19 protein-coding genes are annotated in these 21,741 nt (G+C 66.4%); 15 read left to right on the top strand and 4 right to left on the bottom strand.

Going from position 1 to position 21,741, the window contains the following annotated elements:
- The gene (locus ACQPW1_RS32005; RefSeq protein ID WP_433655485.1) at window positions 1–912 is read right to left on the bottom strand and encodes a RecB family exonuclease; all 912 of its coding nucleotides are present in this window, start codon (window positions 910–912) and stop codon (window positions 1–3) included.
- Window positions 913–992: 80 nt separating this feature from the next.
- Here ACQPW1_RS32005 and ACQPW1_RS32000 point away from each other — a divergent pair, with 80 nt between their 5' ends.
- Window positions 993–1,826, top strand: a complete 834-nt coding sequence (locus ACQPW1_RS32000) for a tRNA (adenine-N1)-methyltransferase (RefSeq protein ID WP_433655484.1) — start codon at window positions 993–995, stop codon at window positions 1,824–1,826.
- A gap of 59 nt (window positions 1,827–1,885) precedes the next feature.
- On the opposite strand, the gene ACQPW1_RS31995 is transcribed toward ACQPW1_RS32000, so the two are convergent.
- On the bottom strand, window positions 1,886–2,395 hold the full coding sequence (locus ACQPW1_RS31995) for a hypothetical protein (RefSeq protein WP_433655483.1): 510 nt from the start codon (window positions 2,393–2,395) through the stop codon (window positions 1,886–1,888).
- A 179-nt stretch (window positions 2,396–2,574) separates the two neighbouring features.
- Between ACQPW1_RS31995 and arc the strand changes: the two genes are divergently transcribed.
- The 7 genes from arc (at window position 2,575) to ACQPW1_RS31960 (ending at window position 11,546) form a co-directional block, all read left to right on the top strand.
- The gene (gene arc, locus ACQPW1_RS31990; protein WP_433655482.1) at window positions 2,575–4,335 is read left to right on the top strand and encodes a proteasome ATPase; all 1,761 of its coding nucleotides are present in this window, start codon (window positions 2,575–2,577) and stop codon (window positions 4,333–4,335) included.
- A gap of 472 nt (window positions 4,336–4,807) precedes the next feature.
- Window positions 4,808–6,055: a carboxylesterase/lipase family protein gene (locus ACQPW1_RS31985; RefSeq protein WP_433655481.1), complete on the top strand. Its 1,248-nt coding sequence runs from the start codon at window positions 4,808–4,810 to the stop codon at window positions 6,053–6,055.
- Between the two features lie 18 nt (window positions 6,056–6,073).
- The gene (locus ACQPW1_RS31980; RefSeq protein WP_433655480.1) at window positions 6,074–6,709 is read left to right on the top strand and encodes a TetR/AcrR family transcriptional regulator; all 636 of its coding nucleotides are present in this window, start codon (window positions 6,074–6,076) and stop codon (window positions 6,707–6,709) included.
- A complete protein-coding gene (locus ACQPW1_RS31975; protein ID WP_433655479.1) occupies window positions 6,702–8,219 on the top strand; it encodes an ArnT family glycosyltransferase in 1,518 nt (505 codons plus the stop codon). The genes ACQPW1_RS31980 and ACQPW1_RS31975 overlap by 8 nt, the downstream gene beginning before the upstream one ends.
- Window positions 8,220–8,414: 195 nt before the next feature.
- Entirely contained in the window at window positions 8,415–9,161 is a 747-nt protein-coding gene (locus tag ACQPW1_RS31970) for a class I SAM-dependent DNA methyltransferase (RefSeq protein WP_433655478.1), read from the top strand.
- The gene (locus tag ACQPW1_RS31965; protein ID WP_433655477.1) at window positions 9,158–9,457 is read left to right on the top strand and encodes a VOC family protein; all 300 of its coding nucleotides are present in this window, start codon (window positions 9,158–9,160) and stop codon (window positions 9,455–9,457) included. The genes ACQPW1_RS31970 and ACQPW1_RS31965 overlap by 4 nt, the downstream gene beginning before the upstream one ends.
- Window positions 9,458–9,611: 154 nt before the next feature.
- Window positions 9,612–11,546 carry a CocE/NonD family hydrolase gene (locus ACQPW1_RS31960; protein WP_433665382.1) on the top strand — a complete coding sequence of 645 codons (1,935 nt, stop codon included), beginning with the start codon at window positions 9,612–9,614 and terminating at the stop codon, window positions 11,544–11,546.
- Between the two features lie 53 nt (window positions 11,547–11,599).
- Here the strand turns inward: ACQPW1_RS31960 and ACQPW1_RS31955 are convergent, their stop codons facing one another.
- Both ACQPW1_RS31955 and ACQPW1_RS31950 read right to left on the bottom strand, forming a co-directional pair.
- Complete coding sequence (locus tag ACQPW1_RS31955; RefSeq protein ID WP_433655476.1) at window positions 11,600–12,328, bottom strand: peptidylprolyl isomerase; 729 nt, start codon at window positions 12,326–12,328, stop codon at window positions 11,600–11,602.
- A gap of 248 nt (window positions 12,329–12,576) precedes the next feature.
- Window positions 12,577–14,010, bottom strand: a complete 1,434-nt coding sequence (locus tag ACQPW1_RS31950; RefSeq protein ID WP_433655475.1) for a PLP-dependent aminotransferase family protein — start codon at window positions 14,008–14,010, stop codon at window positions 12,577–12,579.
- Window positions 14,011–14,265: 255 nt separating this feature from the next.
- Between ACQPW1_RS31950 and ACQPW1_RS31945 the strand changes: the two genes are divergently transcribed.
- From ACQPW1_RS31945 to ACQPW1_RS31915, 7 genes are all read left to right on the top strand, one after another.
- Window positions 14,266–15,102, top strand: a complete 837-nt coding sequence (locus ACQPW1_RS31945) for a nitrilase-related carbon-nitrogen hydrolase (protein ID WP_433655474.1) — start codon at window positions 14,266–14,268, stop codon at window positions 15,100–15,102.
- 16 nt (window positions 15,103–15,118) lie between these two features.
- Window positions 15,119–16,540, top strand: coding sequence for a dihydropyrimidinase (hydA, locus tag ACQPW1_RS31940; protein ID WP_433655473.1), 1,422 nt, complete (start codon window positions 15,119–15,121; stop codon window positions 16,538–16,540).
- 39 nt (window positions 16,541–16,579) lie between these two features.
- Window positions 16,580–17,614, top strand: coding sequence for a TIGR03842 family LLM class F420-dependent oxidoreductase (locus ACQPW1_RS31935; RefSeq protein ID WP_433655472.1), 1,035 nt, complete (start codon window positions 16,580–16,582; stop codon window positions 17,612–17,614).
- A gap of 175 nt (window positions 17,615–17,789) precedes the next feature.
- Entirely contained in the window at window positions 17,790–18,671 is an 882-nt protein-coding gene (locus ACQPW1_RS31930; protein WP_433655471.1) for an ABC transporter permease, read from the top strand.
- Window positions 18,672–18,914: 243 nt separating this feature from the next.
- Window positions 18,915–19,817 (top strand): ABC transporter ATP-binding protein, encoded by a 903-nt coding sequence (locus ACQPW1_RS31925; RefSeq protein ID WP_433655470.1) that lies wholly within the window; start codon window positions 18,915–18,917, stop codon window positions 19,815–19,817.
- Entirely contained in the window at window positions 19,817–20,602 is a 786-nt protein-coding gene (locus ACQPW1_RS31920; protein WP_433655469.1) for an ABC transporter permease, read from the top strand. The genes ACQPW1_RS31925 and ACQPW1_RS31920 overlap by 1 nt, the downstream gene beginning before the upstream one ends.
- Window positions 20,599–21,741, top strand: coding sequence for an ABC transporter substrate-binding protein (locus tag ACQPW1_RS31915; protein WP_433655468.1), 1,143 nt, complete (start codon window positions 20,599–20,601; stop codon window positions 21,739–21,741). Before ACQPW1_RS31920 ends, ACQPW1_RS31915 begins: the two co-directional genes overlap by 4 nt.

Genomic DNA, 21,741 nt, shown 5'->3' with positions numbered 1-21,741 from the left:
TCAGTCCGCGACCGCGTCCGCCAGGGTCTCGTCCGGCGACTCGCCGGTCCCGCCGACCGGCCAGCCGGGGTACGGCGGTGGCGTGCCGCCGAATTCGGGGCACAAGGGTTTGTAGTCGCAGTAGGCGCACAGCCAACTGGTGTTCGGCTGGAAGTCGCCGGTACGGCCCGCCTCCAGGATGGCCTCCCACAGCGCGGACAGCGTGCGTTCGAAGCGGAGCAGTTCCTCCTCGTCGGGGGCATAGGTGAGGATCTGCTCGTCGGCCAGGTAGATCAAGCGCAGCTGGGTGGGCACGATGCCGCGGGTGCGTAGCACGACCAGCGCGTAGAACTTCAGCTGGAACAATGCCCTGGTCTCTTTGGTGGGTCCTGGGGCGCGCCCGGTCTTGTAGTCGACCACTCGTAACTGTCCGGTCGGCGCGACATCGATCCGATCGACGAAGCCGCGCAACAGAACTCCGTCGTCGAGCTCCACCTCGACCCGCGCCTCCCGCGACTCCGGATCGAACCGCGTCGGATCCTCCAGCCGGTAGTACGCCTGCACCAGCGCGCGCACCTCGCCGAGGAAACCGTCGAGCTCGTCGTCGGTGATCAGCTCGGTCACCGCGGGCCACTCGGCCGCCACCCGCGCCCACACGGGCACGATCAGACCCTCCGCCCGCTGCGGCTGCCGCTGCGCCGCGGGCAGCCCGTACAGGTCCTCCAGCACCCCGTGCACCACCGTGCCGCGCAGCGCGTTGCGATTCGGCGTCTCGGGAATCCGATCGATCGCGCGGAACCGGTACTTCAGCGGGCACTGCTTGAAATCCATTGCCCGCGAAGGCGACAGCGCCGGGCGCGACCGACTCGCCGCCGCGCCGGGATCGGACGCTGGTGCGCCGTCGGTAGGGGGCGTGGACACGGGCGAGCTCATACCTGGCAGGCTATCCGGCGGCACCGACACGCCGGTGCCGGACTATTCGGAGCACCTGCTCTTTCAGCGAACGGAGATTCATGACGGCCAGACGGACCGGGCCATTCACCCTCGGTGACCGGGTACAGCTGACCGATGCCAAAGGCCGCCTGTACACGGTGGTCTTGGAGGAGGGCAAGGAGTTCCACACCCATCGCGGCGGGATCAAGCACGACAGCTTGATCGGTGCCGACGAGGGCACCGTAGTGAACTCCACCAACGGCACCCCGTATCTGGCCTTGCGCCCGTTGCTGATCGACTACGTGCTGTCCATGCCGCGCGGCGCGGCCGTGATCTACCCGAAAGACGCCGCGCAGATCGTGCACGAGGGCGATATGTTCCCCGGCGCGCGGGTGTTGGAGGCCGGCGCGGGCTCCGGCGCGCTGACATGTTCACTTTTGCGTGCCGTCGGGCCGCAGGGCGAGGTTGTCTCGTACGAGATTCGCCAGGATCATGCCGATCACGCGATTCGCAACGTCGAAACGTTCTATGGCGAACGTCCGGCTAACTGGTCGCTGACGGTCGGCGACGTGGCCGACTACGCGGGCGAACCGGTGGATCGCGCCGTGCTGGACATGCTCGCGCCGTGGGACGCGCTACCCGCGGTGTCCAAGGCGCTGGTTCCCGGCGGTGTGCTGATCATCTACGTGGCAACGGTGACGCAGCTGTCGAAAGTGGTGGAGGCGCTGCGCGAGCAGGAGTGCTGGACCGAACCGCGCTCCTGGGAATCGATCGTCCGCGGCTGGCACGTGGTCGGCCTCGCGGTGCGCCCCGAACACCGTATGCAGGGCCATACGGCGTTCCTGGTGAGCGCACGCAGGCTCGCCGAGGGCACGGTGACCCCCAAGCCGCAGCGCAGGCCCTCGAAGGGCTGACGCGCCGCCTGGACAACGGCCGAGGGCGTCCGCACACCGCCCTCGGCCGTCCGCACGGATCAGGCAGGAACGCAGGGCGCCTGCGCGAAGCTGAGCAGCAGGCAGCCGCTGGCGTCCGAGAGCTTCCAGGTGCCGTCGACGTTCTCCCAGCTGATGGGCATCGCGGGCGCCGCGCCGTGCGGCGAGTTGATGGTCACCTGCGCGGTTGCGGTCTTGCCCTGTGTTGTGACATCGGCCACTGCGAAGGTCAATGCGTAACCGGCCAGCCCCTTGTTCATCTGATCGATGTTCGCCGTGCGCTTTTCGCCGTCGACGATCAGCTTGGCCTTGTCCGCCGTGGGTACCGCCGGATCGGACAATTTGACCAGCACCGCCTGCAGCGTCTCCGGGCTCGGCGCGCCTGCGGCCGCGGCCGGTGCGGAGCTGGTCGAGGCCACTGCGCTGGAGGAAGAGACCTTGGCATCGGATTTGTTGTCATCAGAGCTACAGCCGACGAGCCCGGCGGTAACGGCGAGGGCGGCGGCAGCGGTAGCAAGAGAAACGCGGAGGGTTCTGGCGGGAAGGAGCATATTCAGCAACCTTTCGGCTCGGTCGGCGAGCTGGCTCACCGAGTGCGGGTTAGGGCAGGCTAACATGGTCATCCGGCGGTCGATCGCAGCCCAGATGTGATCACGACGAAACCATGTCGGAAAGCGAGAACGGTTCGCGCCCGGTAGCGTTGATAGACCGGGACTGGGAGGAGCAGCACATGAGCCCCATCGAGAATTCGGATTCGGCGGCCTGGAGAGAGCTCGAGGCGGTACGCGCCGAAGCGGCTGCACTCCGCAGGCAACTCGCCGATTCGCCGGATCGTGCACGGGAATTGGAAGCCCGCATCGATTCGCTGACGATTCGCAACACGAAGCTGATGGACACCCTCAAGGAGGCGCGCCAGCAGCTCGTCGCCTTGCGTGAGGAAGTCGATCGGCTCGGTCAGCCGCCGAGCGGATACGGAATCCTGATCGGCGTCTACGACGATCAGACGGTCGACGTGTTCACTTCGGGTCGCAAGATGAGATTGACGTGTTCACCGAACATCGAGACCTCGACCCTGGAATACGGTCAGACCGTCCGCCTCAACGAGGCGCTCACGGTCGTCGAGGCCGGAGTGTTCGACGCGATCGGCGAGATCGGCACCCTGCGGGAGATCCTCGATGACGGCCGTCGTGCCCTCGTCGTCGGTCATGCCGACGAAGAGCGCGTGGTCTGGCTGGCGGGTCCGCTGGCCAAGGTCGCCGAGTACGACGACATGGACGACCCGGACTCCCCGATTCGTAAACTGCGTCCTGGTGATTCGCTGCTGGTGGACACCAAGGCCGGGTTCGCGTTCGAGCGCATTCCCAAGGCCGAGGTCGAAGACCTTGTGCTGGAAGAGGTTCCGGACGTCGACTACACCGATATCGGTGGTCTCGGTCGGCAGATCGAGCAGATCCGCGACGCCGTGGAGCTGCCCTTCCTGCACAAGGACCTGTTCCGCGAGTACGCGCTGCGCCCGCCCAAGGGTGTGCTGCTCTACGGTCCGCCCGGTTGCGGTAAGACACTCATCGCCAAGGCGGTGGCCAACTCGCTGGCCAAGAAGATCGCCGAGGCGCGCGGTGAGGATGCCAAGGAAGCCAAGTCGTTCTTCCTGAACATCAAGGGCCCCGAGCTGCTCAACAAGTTCGTGGGTGAGACCGAGCGCCACATTCGGATCATCTTCCAGCGGGCTCGCGAGAAGGCGTCCGAAGGTACGCCGGTGATCGTGTTCTTCGACGAGATGGATTCCATCTTCCGCACCCGTGGTTCGGGCGTGTCCTCCGATGTGGAGACCACGGTCGTGCCGCAGCTGCTGTCGGAGATCGACGGCGTCGAGGGACTCGAGAACGTCATCGTGATCGGTGCCTCCAACCGCGAGGACATGATCGACCCCGCGATCCTGCGGCCCGGCCGCCTGGACGTGAAGATCAAGATCGAGCGGCCGGACGCGGAATCGGCAACGGACATCTTCTCCAAGTACCTCACGGAGACGCTGCCCCTGCATGCCGACGACGTCGCCGAGTTCGGCGGCGACAAGGCCCTGTGCGTGCACGCGATGATCGAACGGGTCGTCGACCGGATGTACGCCGAGAGCGAGGACAACCGCTTCCTGGAGGTCACCTACGCCAACGGTGACAAGGAAGTCCTGTACTTCAAGGACTTCAACTCCGGCGCCATGATCCAGAACATCGTGGACCGCTCCAAGAAGTACGCCATCAAGTCGGTCCTCGACACCGGCAACCCGGGCCTGCGCCTCCAGCATCTCTACGATTCGATCCAGGACGAGTTCTCCGAAAACGAGGACCTGCCCAACACCACGAATCCCGATGACTGGGCCCGCATCTCGGGCAAGAAGGGCGAGCGGATCGTCTACATCCGCACGCTGGTCACCGGCAAGAACGCCAGCGCGAGCAGGGCGATCGACACCGAGTCCAGCACGGGTCAGTACCTGTAGGTTTCAGTACGAAGGGCCGCGCTTCCATTGGGAGCGCGGCTTTTTCGTGTGGCGCGTCCGGGCGAGCGGATCGTCTACATCCGGCTGCGTCTAATTCACCGGCAAGAACGCCAGCGCGAGCAGGGCGATCGACACCGAGTCCAGCACGGGTCAGTACCTGTAGGTTTCAGTACGAAGGGCCGCGCTTCCATTGGGAGCGCGGCTTTTTCGTGTGGCGCGTCCGGGCGAGCGGATCGTCTACATCCGGCTGCGTCTAATTCACCGGCAAGAACGCCAGCGCGAGCAGGGCGATCGACACCGAGTCCAGCACGGGTCAGTACCTGTAGGTTTCAGTACGAAGGGCCGCGCTTCCATTGGGAGCGCGGCTTTTTCGTATCCGAATCCGGCCGGTTCGGGTCGGCGGTCGGCTGATTGCGGCGTGTGATGGCGGAATGGTGGTTCGGCGGGCGGTGGTCGCGGCAGACTCGGACGCATGACTAGTGAGATCAATCAGGCGGTAGTTGTCGAGACCGAGGCCGGTGAGGTGCGCGGGGTTGCCGATGGTGCGGTGACCGTTTTCCGGGGGATTCCGTATGCGCGGGCCGTGCGGTTCGGGGTGCCGGAGGCGGTGGCGCCGTGGCCGGGGGTTCGGGCGGCGAGTGAATTCGGGGTGGCGGCACCGCAATTGGCGTCGCGGTTGGATCGGGCGATGGGGTCGTTCGAGGTGCCGCAGGGGGAGGACTGCCTGTCGTTGAATGTGTGGGCACCGGCGGGGGAGGGACATCCGGTGCTGGTGTTTCTGCACGGCGGCGGGTTCTCCAGCGGGGCGGGCAGGCTCGGGTGGTACGACGGGGCCGAGGTGGCAGCGCTGGGTGACGTTGTCGTGGTGACGGTCAACTATCGGCTCGGGGCGCTCGGGTTTCTGCGGTTGCCGGGGGTGAGCGACGGCAATCTGGGTGTGTTCGATCAGATCGCGGCGCTCACCTGGGTGCGGGACAACATCGCGGCCTTCGGTGGAGATCCGGCGCGGGTGACTGCCGCGGGTCAGTCGGCGGGCGCGATTTCGCTGGTGGCGATGTTGTCGGGGGACCGGGCGGGTGGGTTGTTCCGGCAGGCGATTCTGCAGAGTACGCCGCTCGGGATGCTCCCCGATACGCCGGACGCGGCCGAGCGAACCGGTGCGAAGTTCTTGCAGGAGTTGGGAATTGAGGCGGGGCAGCTCGGCGACGTGCCGGTTGACGCCTTGCTGGCCGCGCAGCTGGCGGTCGCGAAAGGGGCTGCGGGGCAGGTGATACCGCCGTTCCAACTGGTCGGGGACGGGGCGTTGGTCGCCGCCGATCCGGCACGCGCGGTGAGCGAGAGCCGCATGCCGATGCTGATGGGGACGACCAAAGATGAGGCGGCCGCGTTCTTTTCCGACGATTGGGACGCGGTGGCGGCGGTCTCGGAGCAGATCTTCGGTGGGCCGACCTGGCGATTGAGCGAGTCGCTGAACGAGGGCGGCGGCGCGGCCTGGGTGTTCGAGTTCGACTGGTATCCGGCGGGCAGTCCGTTCCGGGCGTGCCACTGCCTCGAACTGCCGTTCGTGCTCGGTAGCGCGGAGGCCTGGCAGCACGCGCCGATGCTGCAAGGCGAGCGTCCGCAGCGGCTGGTCGACGAGATGCGCCGCAGCTGGATCGGGTTCGTCAAGGACGGCGATCCGGGGTGGGAGCGCGGCAGCACCCGGCACTTCACTGGCTGATCGGGCTAATATCTGGCCGTGCGGTCAGAAAATAGTCCGAGCGGCCAGCCGAGGTCGTTTATCGAGGAGGCGCGTCGGCGGCAGATCATCGCGTCGGCGGTCGAGGTGATCTCCGAGGTCGGGTACGGCAAGGCGTCGCTCGCGCGGATCGCCGAGCATGCCGGGATCTCCAAAGGGGTCATCTCGTACCACTTCGCCGGGAAAGACGATCTGATGACGCAACTGGTCGTCCAGCTCTACGTGTCGGGCGCGGAGCTCATCGGACCCGCCGTCGCGGCCGCGGTCGGGCCGCGAAACATGTTGCTGGCCTACATCGAATCGAATCTCGCCTTCATCGCCGCGAACAAGAACTACATCGCGGCGCTGATGGATGTGGTGATGAATCTGCGCGACGCGGACGGTCGGCCGAAGTTCGCCTCGGCCGACGGGGAGCGGGAGATCATCGTGCCGCTGATCGACATCATGCAGGAAGGTCAGCAGGCCGGAGACTTCGGCGAGTTCGACGCGGTGATGATGGCGAAGTCCATCCGCGACGCGATCGACGGCGCCGCCGGGCGCGCCATCCGGGAGCCGGACTTCGATATGGACGGGTTTACGGCACACACGTGCCGGTTGTTCGATTTGGCTACGCGAAAGCTGGGGGAAGATGACTGACATTGCGACAACCCAAGTGCGGCAGCTGGATACGACCGAGGAGCAGCCGCCGTTCGCGCTCGCCGGAGTGGGCGCCATCGCGATCGTGTCGGCGATCGCGCTGCTGGCTTCGGCGGGCCGCTACGGATTCTTCGGCGACGAGCTGTATTTCATCTCCGCGGGGCGCAGGCTCGCGGTCAGCTACGCCGACCAGGGTCCGCTGCTGCCCGCGATCGCCCGGTTGATGGACGTGATCGCGCCGGAATCCATGGTGGCGCAGCGCATTCCGGCCATGCTGGTGACTGTCGCCGCGGTGCTGATCAGCGCGCAGATCGCCAGGGAGTTCGGTGGATCACGCAATGCGCAGCTGCTGACCGCAACCGCCTATGCGACTTCGCCATTCCTGCTGGTGCAGGGAACTCAGTTGGCCACCAACACCGTTGACACCGCGCTGTGGGTGCTGATCAGCTGGCTGCTCGTTCGCTGGGTACGCACCCGGCACGACTCGCTGCTGCTGTGGGCGTCGCTGGCCACCGCCGTGGATATGCAGGTCAAATGGTTGATCCCGTTCTTCTGGATCGCCATCGCGATCGGCGTGGCGTGCTATGGCCCGCGCGACCTGTTCCGACGCCCCGCACTGTGGTTGGGTGCCGGGCTCGTCGTTCTCCTGACGTTGCCGAGCTTGATCTGGCAGGCCAACCACGACTGGCCGCAGCTGCGGCTCGGCGCGGTGGTCGCCGAAGAACAGGCCACCGTCGGTGGCCGCTACACCTGGCTACCGCTGGCCATCGCCTCCGCCGGACTGCTCGGCGGCCTGCTGCTGATCTACGGAATCGTGGTCCTCTTCCGCTGGGAACCGTTGCACCAGTACCGATTCCTCGCCCTACTTCCGCTCTTGCTCGCTGTCGCCTTCATCGCCACCGACGGCAGGGCGTACTACGCGGCCGGATGCTACGCCGTGATCATGGCCGCAGGCGCGGTTCGCTGGACCGAGAAAACCGGCCGCGTGCGCACCATCGTCACCATCACCATGATCGTCATATCCGTTGTGCTGGCATCATTTACGATGCCGTGGCGGCCAGAATCCAGTATCAAGCCCGCGACGAGCGAGGCCGATGCGGGCCTGTCGATCGGCGTGTACGGCAGATTCGGCTGGCCCGAACTCGCCGCGGCTACGGTCACCGCCTACCGATCGCTCCCCGAAGCCGACCGCGCCAACGTCGCCATCATCACCGACTCCTATTGGCAGGCAAGCGCACTCGACATCTACGGCGCCGACGACCTCCCCGCCATCTACAGCCCCAACCGCGGCTACGGCTACTTCGGCACCCCGCCCGACTCCGCAACCACCATCCTCTGGGTAGGCAACAACGAACCCGACGTCAGCCCGCTCTTCGCCGCCATCACCCCCATCGGCCACGCCGACACCCCACTCGGCTTCCCCGGCTCCACCCGCGACGTCACCATCTGGCGCTGCGACCAACCCCGCGCCCCCTGGTCCGAAACCTGGCCCGGCCTGCTGAAGCTGTGAGCGTGCATCAGCGAGTGGAGTGGTGAGTTCGGGCTCGTAGGGTTGGATAGTGTGGCTGTGTAACCAAACCTTAAGGGGATAACGTTCGGTAACGCTGTCACCGCCCTGGACGATTTCGCCGCTGGAATCCGCCGTGTGCGTGGCTGAGGCGGAAATCGGTGGCGGTGGGGCGTGGCTTTTTGACATCCTCCGAGGATGGTCGATAGGGCGTTCAGCGAGACACAGCTAGCGGCGGTGTATGACCGCTTCAATCCGTGGGAAACGCGTGGGGACTTCACGTTCTACCTGCCGTTGATCATGGCTGCGGAATCCGTCCTCGATGTCGGGTGCGGGACGGGTGAACTGCTGCGCAGGGCTCGGGACGAGGGGCATACCGGTCGCTTGTGCGGGCTCGATCCGGCGGTGGGGATGCTCGAAGTGGCAAGGGCGCGTGGTGATATCGAGTGGGTGCACGGCGACGCGAGTGCAGTGCGCGGCTGGGATCGGCAGTTCGACCTGGTGGTGATGACCGGTCACGCCTTCCAAGTACTCGTCACCGACGACGAACTGCGGTCCACGCTGGCGGTGATCGCCGCGACGCTGACCGACAACGGCAGCTTCGCCTTCGAAACCCGTAATCCCCTTGTGCGGGAATGGAAGACGTGGAATCAGCGATACTCCGACTTGGTCTCGGACGAGTCGGGTGCGGTGGTGTGCTGCGTATGTGAGGTCACCGAACCCGTCGAAGGCGACCTGGTGTCGTTCACCCACACCTTCACCAGCGACCAGTGGGACCAACCGGAGGTCAGCCACAGCACCCTGCGATTCCTCGACGCGACCGTCCTGGCCACCTACTTGTCCGAAGCAGGATTGGCCATCACAGAGCAGTACGGGGACTGGGACCGCACCCCGCTGACAGCAACCAGCCCAGAGATCATCACCGTCACCCGCCGAGGTGCATGAACCCCACGACCCGTCGGTGTCCGATTCATTCAAGACCAACGCCGCCGCACGGGTTGACTGAGCCCTACACAGTGGCAAGTCGATTCCAAATCGAAGGCTCCCCAATGAGCCTCGGCTTCTTCGTAGACACCCGAGAAGCCGTCGACCATATCCTCGACCAAGCCGAAACAGCTGGCGGCACCATCATCCGCCCACCCCTCGAACGCCCCTGGGGCATCTACGCCGGCTACTTCGCCGACCCCGACAACCCACCTCTGGAAGCCGTCTACTTCCTGAACGGCCAGCCCCCCAACTGATTTCGCAGAGGCGTCGGCTGTACTCATTCATAGGACGTTGCTACTAGATCTTGGTAGCATTTCCTCGACAGAGGCGTTCGCACTGCTGGGTGACACGCGTCGAGTGTCCGTTTGCGCCTCTCCTGGGAGGTGTGTCAGCTTGTCTGCTCACGGAATGGGCGTTGGTCGCCTGCTTACCGCGGTGTTGTGTGTGGGGGTGTTGGTCGGCGGGTGTACCTCGAGTTCCGATACCGATCATGCGGCGAGTACGTCGGCGGCGGTGCCGGGGGCGGCGGCAGCCTGGCCGCCGAACGAGGGGCGGGGGAAGTGTGCGGTCGATAAGCAGACCGATGTTCCTGCGGCTATGCGGGATGGGACGGTGTTGCGGGCGGATGTGTATCGGCCCAAGACCAGTGATCCGGTTCCGGTCATCCTGATGCGGACGCAGTACGGGAAAACCGCTGCGCAGATCCAACCTTCGCGTTATCAGACGCCGGACTGGTTTGCCTCGCAGTGCTATCTCGTTGTGATTCAAGACATTCGGGGGCTCGGAAAGTCGGACGGGGTGTTCACCGAGTTCGACAACGACATGCGCGACGGGTACGACAGTGTCGAGTGGGCGGCCCAATTGCCTGGCACGAACGGCAAAGTGGGCATGTACGGGTCGTCCTACATCGGTGCGACGCAGTGGCTCGCGGCGGTGGAGACCCCGCCGCATCTGGCCGCCATCGTTCCGGCCAACACCGCATCGGACTACTACGACGGTTGGACGTATGAGGGCGGGCAGTTCCGGCTCGGCTTCGTCGAACCGTGGGCGATGGGCACGATCGGGGTGGAATCGGCCGAGCAGCGGCACGACACCGCGGCGATGGGGCAGATTCAGGCGGCCATGCAGAACACCACGCAGTGGATGAATTTCCGCCCGTACAAAGACTTTCCGCCGCTGCAGCCGGGTAATCCGGCGGTCGCGCCGTGGTACTTCGACTGGATCCGCAACTCGACCTACAACGACTCCTGGAAGAACCGGAGCATCCGCGAGCGCTACCAGAACGTGAAGGTACCGGTGCTCGGCGTGGAGGGCTGGTACGACGCCTTCCTGGCCGGTGGCGTGGAGAACTTCACCGGCATGGTCGACAAGGGCGGGACGCCGGAAGCTCGGCAGAATCAGCGATTGGTCATCGGCCCGTGGGACCACCTCGGCTGGGGCAGGCCGACGTCGAACATCGCGCCCCGTCTCGACCAGCTCGGACCGGTGGGCAACAGCCCGATCAACGAGCTGATGCTGGCCTGGTACGACCACTTCCTCAAGGGCGTGGACAACGGCGTCGCGGGCACCCCGCGAGTCGACTACTACGTGATGGGCGCAAACAAGTGGAAGTCGGCTCCGAGCTGGCCGCTGCCGCAAACCCAGTGGGAGACTTACTATTTCAACGGCGGCGGCGCGATCGGTCTCGCGGGCCGCGCGGGCAAGCTGGTCGAGCAGGCGCCGACCGCCCCCGCTGATCCCGACCGCTATCTCTATGACCCGACCGATCCGGCACCGAGCATCGGCGGACACTCCTGCTGCGGCGTCGGCACGGGACCACAGGGACCGTTCGATCAGGCCGCGGTGGAGCAGCGCTCGGACGTGCTCACCTACGACACCGAACCACTCAGCGCCGACACCGAACTCACCGGTCCGATCACGGTGAAACTCTGGGCCTCTTCGACCGCACCCGATACCGACTTCGTCGCGCGCCTGGAAGTGCTTGCGCCAGAAGGGTCCTCGGTCAACCTCAACAACGGCATCATCCGCGCCGCTTTCCGCGACTCGCTCACGAACCCCACGCCGATCGTGCCCGGCCAGCCCTACCAGTTCACCATCAAGATCTGGCCGACCAGCTACCAATTCAAGGCAGGCGACCGCATCCGCATCGCCGTATCCAGCAGCGACTACCCGCAATACGCGCCGAACCCGAACACCGGCGAACCCTTCGGCGAGAGCACCCGCACCGAGCAGGCAACCCAAACCATCTACAAGGACCCCGAACACCCGTCCTCGGTGACCCTGCCCATCATCCCGTCCGGCAACAACGGCTCGACCACGTTCGACCTCACCCCGCACAAGTAGATCGATACAACAATGGCGGCGTCGAGGACGCCGCCATTGTCTCGGAGGGGGTGCTAGTTCTTGAAGGTCTCGACCTTGTTGAGCACTACGTCGTCACGCGGGGCGCCATCGGGACTACCGTCCCGGGTGCCCGCGGCGGCAACGGATTCGAGGACATCGAGGCCGCCGGTGATCCGCCCGAACGGGGTGTAGCTCGGGGGCAGCGGGCTGTCCTTGTAGACCAGGAAGAACTGGCTGCCGTTGGTGTTCGGACCGGCGTTCGCCATCGCGACGGTGCCCGCCGGGTAGGTGGCGCCTGCGAGGTTCTCGTCCGGGAACTGGTAGCCGGGGCCGCCGGTGCCGGTCGCCGTGGGATCACCGCACTGCAGGACGAAGATGCCGCTGGTGGTGATCCGGTGGCACTTGGTGTGGTTGAAGTACTGCTCGTTGGACAGGAACGCGAACGAGTTGACCGTCAGCGGCGCCTTCGGCTCGAGGGCGATGTCGATTGCGCCGCAAGTGGTGTCGAGCTTCGCGGTGTAGGTGGCACCGGGCTCGGTGGCCGGACCGGGAGCCGGGTAGTTGTTGCGGGCGGTCACCGCGCCTTCTGCGGGCGCGCCGCACTGCGCGGGCTGCTGGGTGCGCACGCTCCAGGTGTTCGCCGAGACACCGCCGGACGCGAACGCCGCGAGCGCCGCCGCGACCGCCGCGACACCGACCACGCGTAGCACCCCGCGCGGCACGCCGAACCGCCGCCCACGCTTGCTGTTGCCGAATTGCCGCCCCTGCACTTCGCTGCTCACCGCTAGGAATCTCCTTCATTCGGATTGCGCACCGGCCGATACCGTGCCGAATCATGCCATCTCGCCGCCGTCACCGTGCCGGGACGGTAGGGATCATTGCGGATTCCACATACTGGAAGGTCCGCTTAGATGCTTCGCATAACTCACGGGTTCCCCGCGCACCCGATAGATGTCTGTGGGCTATGGATTTCGACGGAACAGCGTTGCCGCCTCGAGGACAGATGTCTGTGGGCTATGCGACGGCGCATTCAGGCGCGGCGGATCCGGCGGTAGGTGGGGGCGGCGACGGTGGCGGCGGCGAGTTCGGTGGCGAGCCAATCGAGGTCGTTGTCGGCGAGGGGGGAGATGGTGATGCGGAGGTGATCGGTGGGTGGGGGGTCGCCGACGATGAAGGGGCCGCCGGGCGCGGCTTTGATGCCCGCGGCGGCGAGGGAGATCATCGCGGCGTTCTCGTCGGCGACCGGGAGCCAGAGGTTGATGCCGTCGCCGCGGGCGACGGTGACGCCGCGGCGGGTCAGCGCGCGCCGGAGTTCGGCTGAGCGCCTGCGGTATTCGGCGCGGGCGGTGGTGACGGCGTGCACGGCGGTTTCGTCGTCGAGCATGCTCAGCAGCACGCGCTGGAGGAGTCGGCTGGTCCAGCCCGCGCCGAGCATGCGGCGTTCGATGACCGGGTCGAGGAGTTCGGCGGGACCGCCCACGACGGCGAGGCGCAGGTCGGCGCCGTGCGATTTGGAGTAGGAGCGGATGTGCACGGTGCGCCGGGGGAGTCGGCTGCCGAGGGAACGCAGTGGGGCGGCGGCGATTCCGGCGGAGTGATCGTCCTCGATGACGAGAGTGCCGGTGTCCTGGAGGATTCCGGACAGTTCGCGGATGCGGCGGGCGGTGATGGAGACGCCGGTGGGGTTCTGACCGCGCGGTTGCAGGATGAGCGCGGTGGCCCCGTGTTCGGTGACGGCACGCGCGAGTTCGTCTGGCAGCAAGCCGGATTCGTCCATCCGGACGGGGATGGCGCGGGCGCCGAGACCAGCTAGCAGGTCGAGAAACGGTGGGAAACAGGGATCTTCGACCGCAACCGCGTCACCGAGCCGGACGTGCGCGGCCAGGAGTCGGTCGACGGCATCCAGTGCGCCGTCGAGGACGGCGAGCCGTTCCGCCCGAAACGGCCAGTCGGCACGGACTTTGGTGGCCAGCTCCGGCAGCACCGCCTCGCCGAGGTAGTCGGCGGCGAGGTCGCTGGCCCCGTCTCTGGTGAGATCGCGCAGCGCGGCGCCGAGATCGGGCAGCAGCTCGGGATCGGGCGTCCCACGGGAGAGATCGACCCGGAAGGCGCTGTAGGACGGCGGATGTAGCCGTTGATAGCGGCCGACAGCGGTGACGGGCCTGGTGGCGACGGGTGCGCCGACGAAGGTGCCCGCCCGTCCGCGCGCGACGATCGCTCCTGCGGCAGCGAGCGCCCGCCACGCCTGGTTCACGGTCGCGGGCGAGACCTTCAACTCGCGGGCGACTTCCCGAACAGTGGGCAGCCTGGACCCGGGCGTCAACGCCCCCGAACGAATCTGTCTACTGACCGCTGCGGCGATCCCTGCGGGTGTCCGGTCGTCGAGGTCCGCGATGAACCGACCCGATCCGTTCGCGGTGGCCGTCTCGTCCGCAGTGGTGGCGGCCGTCGGCTCAATCGTCACAGCCACACCCCCATCGCCAGCGGGAGGTCGAGAGCAGCAGGGCGGCACCCGGCAAGTCTGGGGATCGACCTCTGGCGGCGCCGCGCGCAGGCGTGATACGCATGGGCGCTGTGCCTCCGATTCGCTCGCTCACACCGTCATTCTGCGTCGGGTGTGGCGCCGGAACTACGACCAGAATCAAGGTTTACGGCTACGAAACTGTTTCCGCAATCTTGTAACACAACCGAATTGGTTCGGCGTGAAGTATAACAAAGCATGGGAATCGTTCGAGCGGCGCTCGTCCAGACGAACTGGACCGGCGACAAAGAGTCCATGATCAAAGCGCACGAGGATTACGCACGCGAGGCGGCCGCGCAGGGCGCGAAGGTGATCTGCTTCCAGGAGCTGTTCTACGGCCCGTACTTCTGCCAGTTACAGGACGCGAAGTTCTACGAGTACGCGGAGTCGGTGCCCGGCCCCACGACGGAGCGATTCGCCGCGCTGGCAAGGGAATTGGGCATGGTGATGGTCCTGCCGGTGTACGAGCAGGAGCAGCCGGGCCTGCTGTACAACACCGCGGCGGTGATCGACGCCGACGGCAGCTACCTCGGCAAGTACCGTAAGCACCACATTCCGCACGTCAACGGCTTCTGGGAGAAGTTCTACTTCCGACCGGGCAATCTCGGCTGGCCGGTGTTCGATACCGCGGTCGGCAAGGTCGGCGTCTATATCTGTTACGACCGGCATTTCCCGGAGGGCTGGCGCGCGCTGGGCCTGGCGGGCGCGGAGATCGTGTTCAACCCGTCCGCGACCTCACGTGGCCTATCCGGTTATCTGTGGAAGCTGGAGCAGCCCGCCTCGGCGGTGGCCAACGAGTACTACATCGGGGCGATCAACCGGGTCGGCATCGAAGAGTACGGCGACGACGACTTCTACGGCACCAGCTACTTCGTCGACCCTGAGGGCAAGTTCGTCGGCGAGGTCGCCTCGGACACCGACCCCGAACTGGTGATCCGCGACCTGGACCTGGACCTGATCAAGACGGTGCGCGACCGGTGGGCCTTCTATCGCGACCGCCGACCGGACGCCTATGGTCCGCTGGTGGCTCCGTAAGGCCGGCGGCGATCACATGACACTGACATTCATCCATGGCGGCACGGTGGTCTCGGCCACCGGATCGCAACTGCTCGATGTGCTGGTGGACGGCGAAACCATTGTCGCCGTACTACAACCCGGCTCGACCGCCCTCGGCGCGGACCTGGCGACCACCGCCGAGGTGGTCATCGATGCGACCGGCAAATACGTGATTCCCGGTGGCGTGGACGGACATACGCACATGCAGATGCCGTTCGGCGGCACCGAGGCGTCCGACACCTTCGAGACCGGCACCCGCGCCGCGGCGTGGGGTGGCACCACGACGATCGTCGATTTCGTGGTCCAGACACCGGGGGAGCGGCTCCAGGACACACTCGGCGCCTGGCATCAGAAGGCGGCGGGCAAGTGCGCCGTCGACTACGGCTTCCATCAGATCATCGGTGAGGTCAACGACGAATCCCTCAAGGGCATGAGCGAATTGGTGTCCGAGGGCGTCACCAGTTTCAAGCTGTTCATGGCCTACCCGGGTGTCTTCTACTCCACCGACGGTCAAATCCTGCGCGCCATGCAGTCGGCGGGCGATCTGGGCGCGTTGCTGATGATGCACGCGGAGAACGGGATCGCCATCGACGTGCTCGTCGAGCAGTCCATCGCGCGCGGCGACACCGCCCCCTACTTCCACGGCACCAGCCGCCCGTGGCAGATGGAGGAGGAGGCCACCCATCGCGCAATCATGTTGGCGCAGTTGACCGGTGCACCGCTGTATGTGGTGCACGTGTCGGCGAAGCAGGCGCTGGAACAGATTGCCACCGCACGCGGCAACGGCCAGAATGTCTTCGGCGAAACCTGCCCGCAGTACCTGTACCTCTCGCTCGAAGAACAGTTGGGCGCACCGGGTTTCGAGGGCGCCAAGTGGGTGTGCTCGACGCCGCTGCGATCGAGGGCCGAGGGACACCAGGACGAGCTGTGGCGCTACCTGCGCACCGGCGACGTGACGACGGTCAGCACCGACCACTGCCCGTTCTGCATGAAGGACCAGAAGGAAATGGGCATCGGCGATTTCAGCAAGATCCCGAACGGGATCGGCGGCGTCGAGCACCGGATGGACCTGATGTTCCAGGGCGTCAAGAGCGGTCAGATCTCGCTCGAACGCTGGGTCGAGGTCTGCTGCACCACGCCCGCCCGGATGTTCGGCATGTACCCGCGCAAGGGCGTGATCAGTCCGGGCGCGGACGGCGACATCGTGATCTACGACCCCAACGGGCACACCAGCATCGGCCTCGGCAAGACCCACCACATGAACATGGACTACTCGGCCTACGAGGGCTTCGAGATCGACGGCCACGTCGACACCGTCCTCTCGCGCGGCCGCGTGGTCATCGACAACGGCGAGTACCTCGGCAGCGCCGGGCACGGCCGGTTCGTCAAACGTGAACTGTCGCAGAACCTGATCTGACAGCCCAGCTGTCTCCGACCTCGAAACGGAGAGTGCCGCATGGACATCGGTGTGGTGCTGCAATGCACACCCCCCGCCTCCCGGGTGGTCGAACTGGCCAGACAGGCCGAGACCCACGGGTTCTCACACGTCTGGACGTTCGACTCGCACCTGCTGTGGCAGGAGCCGTACGTCATCTACAGCCAGATCCTCGCCGCCACCAGGAAGGTCGTGGTCGGCCCGATGGTGACCAACCCGGCCACCCGGGACTGGACGGTGACGGCGTCGACCTTCGCCACGCTGAACGACATGTTCGGCAACCGCACCGTGTGCGGCATCGGGCGCGGCGACTCGGCGGTCCGCACCCTCGGTGGCAAGCCGACCAATCTGGCCACCCTGCGTGAATCCATCGAGGTGATCAGGGAACTCGGCAACGGCCGCAGTGCCCGGGTCGGTGACACGATCGTGCGGTTCCCGTGGGCCGCCGCATCCCGGCTCGAGGTCTGGATGGCCGGATACGGTCCGCGCGCACTGGATCTCACCGGCGAGGTCGCCGACGGGTTCATCTTGCAACTGGCCGACCCGGACATCACCGCGTGGACCATCGCGAGGGTGCGGGCCGCGGCCGAGCGTGCGGGGCGGGATCCCGGCTCGGTGAAGATCTGTGTTGCCGCGCCGGCTTACGTGACTGACGGGTCGGATGCCGCGCTGGCCCACGCCCGCGAACAGTGCCGCTGGTTCGGTGGCATGGTCGGCAACCACGTCGCCGACATCGTGGCGAAATACGGTGCGGGCAGCGATGTTCCGGCCGCGCTCACGGAGTACATCGCGGGCAGGCAAGGTTACGACTACAACCAGCACGGTCGCGCGGGCAACACGCATGCCGACTTCGTGCCCGACACCATCGTGGACCGCTTCTGCCTGCTCGGGACGCCCGATGATCAACTGGCTCGGCTGCGTGAGCTGGAGAAGCTCGGGGTGGACCAGTTCGCGGTCTACCTGCAACACGACGCGAAGACCGCGACGCTCGAGGCGTACGGCGAGTCCGTGCTGCCCCGGCTGGCGCACCCGGTCACCGCGACGGAAGGCGCCTGATGACGGCATCCGCTGCTGCGTCCGCGCTGGTCGCGGACCGTCACCAGCACCGAGCCGACTGTCAACCGCCCACGGCGCGCATGGATTGTGCGGCTGCGCACGGAATTGCTGGCAATTTCGTGCGCAGGTGGCGAGAAGGTGCGCGGCAGATGCGCCCGGTGTACCTGGAGGGTAGGTGAGGGGGCGGGCGGCCCGCGTGGGTTATGCGGTCGCCGTTCTGGTGCTGGTGCTCGCGCTCTGGGAGTTGGTGAAACTCGTTGTCCCGGAACGTGGTGTGAGCATCGGCGACCAGCGGATCCTGCCGCGCACCGGTGACGGAGCGCTGCCGCACGTGTGGTCGGTTCTGACCGTGCTCGGCGAGCGGGACAACGCGGGCACGGTGGGTGAAACCTTGCTCAGGACAGCGGGATTCACCTTCGGTCTGGCTATGCTCGCGCTCGTCATCGGCACCGTAGTCGGGGTGGCACTGGCGATCCTCATGCAGCGCTTCGCTTGGGTCGAACGCGGGCTACTGCCCTACATCATTGTGTCGCAGACGGTTCCGCTGATCGCCTTGGCTCCGCTGGTGGCCGGGTGGGGTGGCAAGATCGTGATCGCGGGTGAGCCGTGGCGGCCGTGGATGAGCATCGCGGTGATCGCGTCGTATCTCGCATTCTTCCCGGTGGCCGTCGGCATGCTGCGCGGATTGCAGGCACCGTCGAAGGCGTCGGTCGAACTGCTGCACAGCTATTCGGCCAGCTGGTGGGAAACCCTGGTGCACTTGCGTTTCCCGTCGGCCGTCCCACACTTGCTGCCCGCTTTGCGATTGGCCGCCGCCGCCTCGGTGATCGGCGCGGTCGTCGCCGAGATCTCCACCGGCACAGCGGGCGGCATCGGCCGCCAGATCATCGTCTTCGCCCAGCAGGCCACCGGCGACGCGTCTCGGCTGTACGCGGCTGTCTTGGCCGCCGCTCTGCTGGGTGTCGCGATCACGGCGGTTGTCGGTCTCGCGGAATTCGCCTTGCGTCGCTACAGCCGCCCTGTCGGTTCTGCTCGTTCCCCGAGAGGTGACCGGTGATCGCGCGTCGGCCGGTCGCAGCTCGGGCCCACGGTGCAACTGGTGTGCTCGCCTTGTCTCGGCGCGAGACCGCCGCAGGCAGCGCCGATCCCGAACGCACGCTGCGTCGCTATCGACGACCGTCTCGCTCGGCGTGCTCATCGACAGAAGTCCGATGACCACGTGTACCGGGACCGTCGAATCCGGCCCAGCGCATCGCTATGACCGTCCACCCGGCCGGGTGGGCCTTCCAGGAGGTATCCGTTGACCGCCAAAGCACAACCGGCCGTCGCCACCACGGCGACACCAGCGCCGGACTCGGCGGGTGCCGTCGATCTCGCCGAGCAGGCCGCAGAGCGCATCGCCGCAGTCGAACTCGCGAACGTGGGCAAGATCTACTCAGCGGGTTCGGTCACCGCATTGTCGGAGGTCTCGCTGACCGTCGCCGCGGGCGAATTCGTCTCGCTGATCGGCCCTTCCGGCTGCGGCAAGTCGACGCTGCTGCGCATCATCGCCGACCTGGAGCAGCCGACCGGCGGCACCGTCACGGTGCACGGGAAGACCGCGCGGCGGGCGCGGATCGATCAGGATTACGGCATCGCCTTCCAACAGTCCGGGCTGCTGGATTGGCGCACCGTGCAGGCGAACGTTGAACTGCCGCTCGAACTGCACAAGGTCTCGAAGAGCGAACGGCGCACGCGCAGTGCGGAATTGCTCGAGATGGCCGGGCTGACCGACTTCGCCAAGCGCTACCCCGCCGAACTGTCCGGCGGCATGCAGCAGCGCGTCGCGATCGTGCGGGCGTTGGCGCCGAAACCCTCACTGTTGCTGATGGACGAACCGTTCGGCGCGCTCGACGAGATGACCCGCGAGCGGATGCAGGGTGAGCTGCTGCGGATCGCGGGGGAGACCGAGGCCGCCGTGGTCTTCGTGACGCACTCGATTCCGGAGGCGGTGTTCCTGTCCGACCGGGTGGTGGTCATGTCGCCGCGACCGGGGCGGATCACCGAGATCGTGCCGACCGGCGGCTGGGGCAGGCGCGACGCGGCCGAGGCGGGCGACGATGTGCGTTCCAGCCCAGCGTTTTTCGAGGCGGTGGCCGCCGTGCGCGAGGCACTGCGCGGTGGCCACGGCGACACCGGCGCGGTCGCCGGGCGGGAGGTCTGATGTCCTGGAAAACGGCGCTGCCGTGGCGAACGGTGTTGCCGCCGTTACTGTTCGGCATCGGCGGGCTCGCCCTGTGGCAGGTGCTGACCGTCGTCGCCGGGGTCCCATCGTTCCTGCTACCCGCGCCCACCGCGATCGCGAGCGAATTCACCGAGAACTTCGGCCGCATCGCCGACGCGGCGACCGCGACCGGGACCAATGCGTTCATCGGCCTGCTGGTCGGCGCCGTACTCGGTATCGTCGCGGCGATGCTGGCAGTCCGGTTCCATCTAGTCGAGGGACTGCTGACGCCGCTGTCCGCCGCCGCGGCCGCCGTGCCGATCGTTGCCCTTGCGCCCCTGCTGAATTCGATGTACTCGACCACCACGGACACCCCGCGCCGAATGGTTGTCACCATCGTCGTGTTCTTCCCGATGTTCGTCAGCACGGCCCGGGGGCTGCGTCAGGTCCCGCAGGTCCACACCGACCTGATGACGTCCTACGCGGCGGGCGGCTGGCAGATCACCCGCACCGTCCGGCTGCCCGCGGCGCTGCCGTACCTGTTCACCGGCCTGCGCATCGCCGCACCGGGCGCGGTGATCGCGGCCATCATCGCCGAGTACTTCGGCGGGCTGCAGAACGGCCTCGGCAGCCGCATCACCTCCGCCGCCGCCAATACCGCCTACCCCAGGGCGTGGGCCTACGTGGCGGGCGCCGTGCTCGTCGGCCTGCTCTTCCTGGCCGCCGTCCTACTCCTCGAACAACTCACCCGTAGACCCCGCACCACCCTCTGGAGATCTAGATGACGAAGTCCCACAAGCGATTCCGTACCTGTTTGGCACTCGCCGCGCTGGTCGCGGCCGCGCTGACCGGTTGTAGCACCACCGGCAGTTCCTCCGGCACCACGGCGGACGGGCTCACCAAGGTGCGGCTGCAACTGCAATGGTTCAAACAGGGACAGTTCGCGGGCTACCTGGCCGCGGTCGACCAGGGTTTCTACAAGGAGCAGGGGTTATCCGTCGAAATCCTCGACGGCGGAACGGATATCGTCCCACAGACGGTGCTCGCGCAGGGGCAGGCCGACTACGCCATCGCCTGGGTGCCGAAGGCGCTGGCCTCCCGCGAGGCGGGCGCGGGCATCACCGACGTCGCGCAGATCTTCCAGCGTTCGGGCACCAAGCAGGTGTCGTTCAAGTCGGAGAACATCGCCGGCGCGGCCGCGCTGCGCGGCAAGACGGTCGGAAACTGGGGCTACGGCAACGAATTCGAGTTGTTCGCCGGGTTGACCAAGGCGGGGATCGACCCGGCCAAAGACGTCAAACTGGTGCAGCAGCAGTTCGACATGAACGCCTTCCTGGCCAAGGACATCGCCGCCGCGCAGGCCATGTCCTACAACGAGTACGCCCAGCTGCTGGAGACGAAGAACCCGGCCACCGGAAAGCTCTACACCGCAGACGATTTCGCCACCATCGACTGGAACAGCGAGGGCGTCGCGATGTTGCAGGATGCCATCTGGGCCAACACCGAGAAGCTGAAGGACACCAAATACCAAGAGCAGACGGTGAAGTTCATCGCCGCCTCGCTGAAGGGCTGGATCTTCTGCCGCGACAACGTGGACAAGTGCCGCGACATCACCGTCGCCGCGGGCAGCACGCTCGGCGCGTCCCACCAGAAGTGGCAGATCAACGAGGTGAACAAGCTGATCTGGCCGTCGCCCGCGGGGATCGGCATCGTGGACAGCAACGCCTGGACGCGCACCGTGCAGATCGCCAAGGACACCAAGAACCAAGAGGGCGCAACGGTTCTCAAGAAGGACCCCGACGCGAGCGCCTACTCGAGCGACTACGTCATCAAGGCACTGGAACTGCTGATGTCCGGTGGTATCGACGTGACCGGTGCGGGATTCGCGCCGCAGCAGGTCACCCTGACCGAAGGGGGTAAGTGA

The organism is Nocardia sp. CA-128927, assembly GCF_050955855.1.
Lineage (GTDB): Bacteria > Actinomycetota > Actinomycetes > Mycobacteriales > Mycobacteriaceae > Nocardia.
The sequence above is the reverse complement of the archived record's forward strand: the minus strand, read 5'-3'. Positions and strand labels throughout refer to the sequence as shown.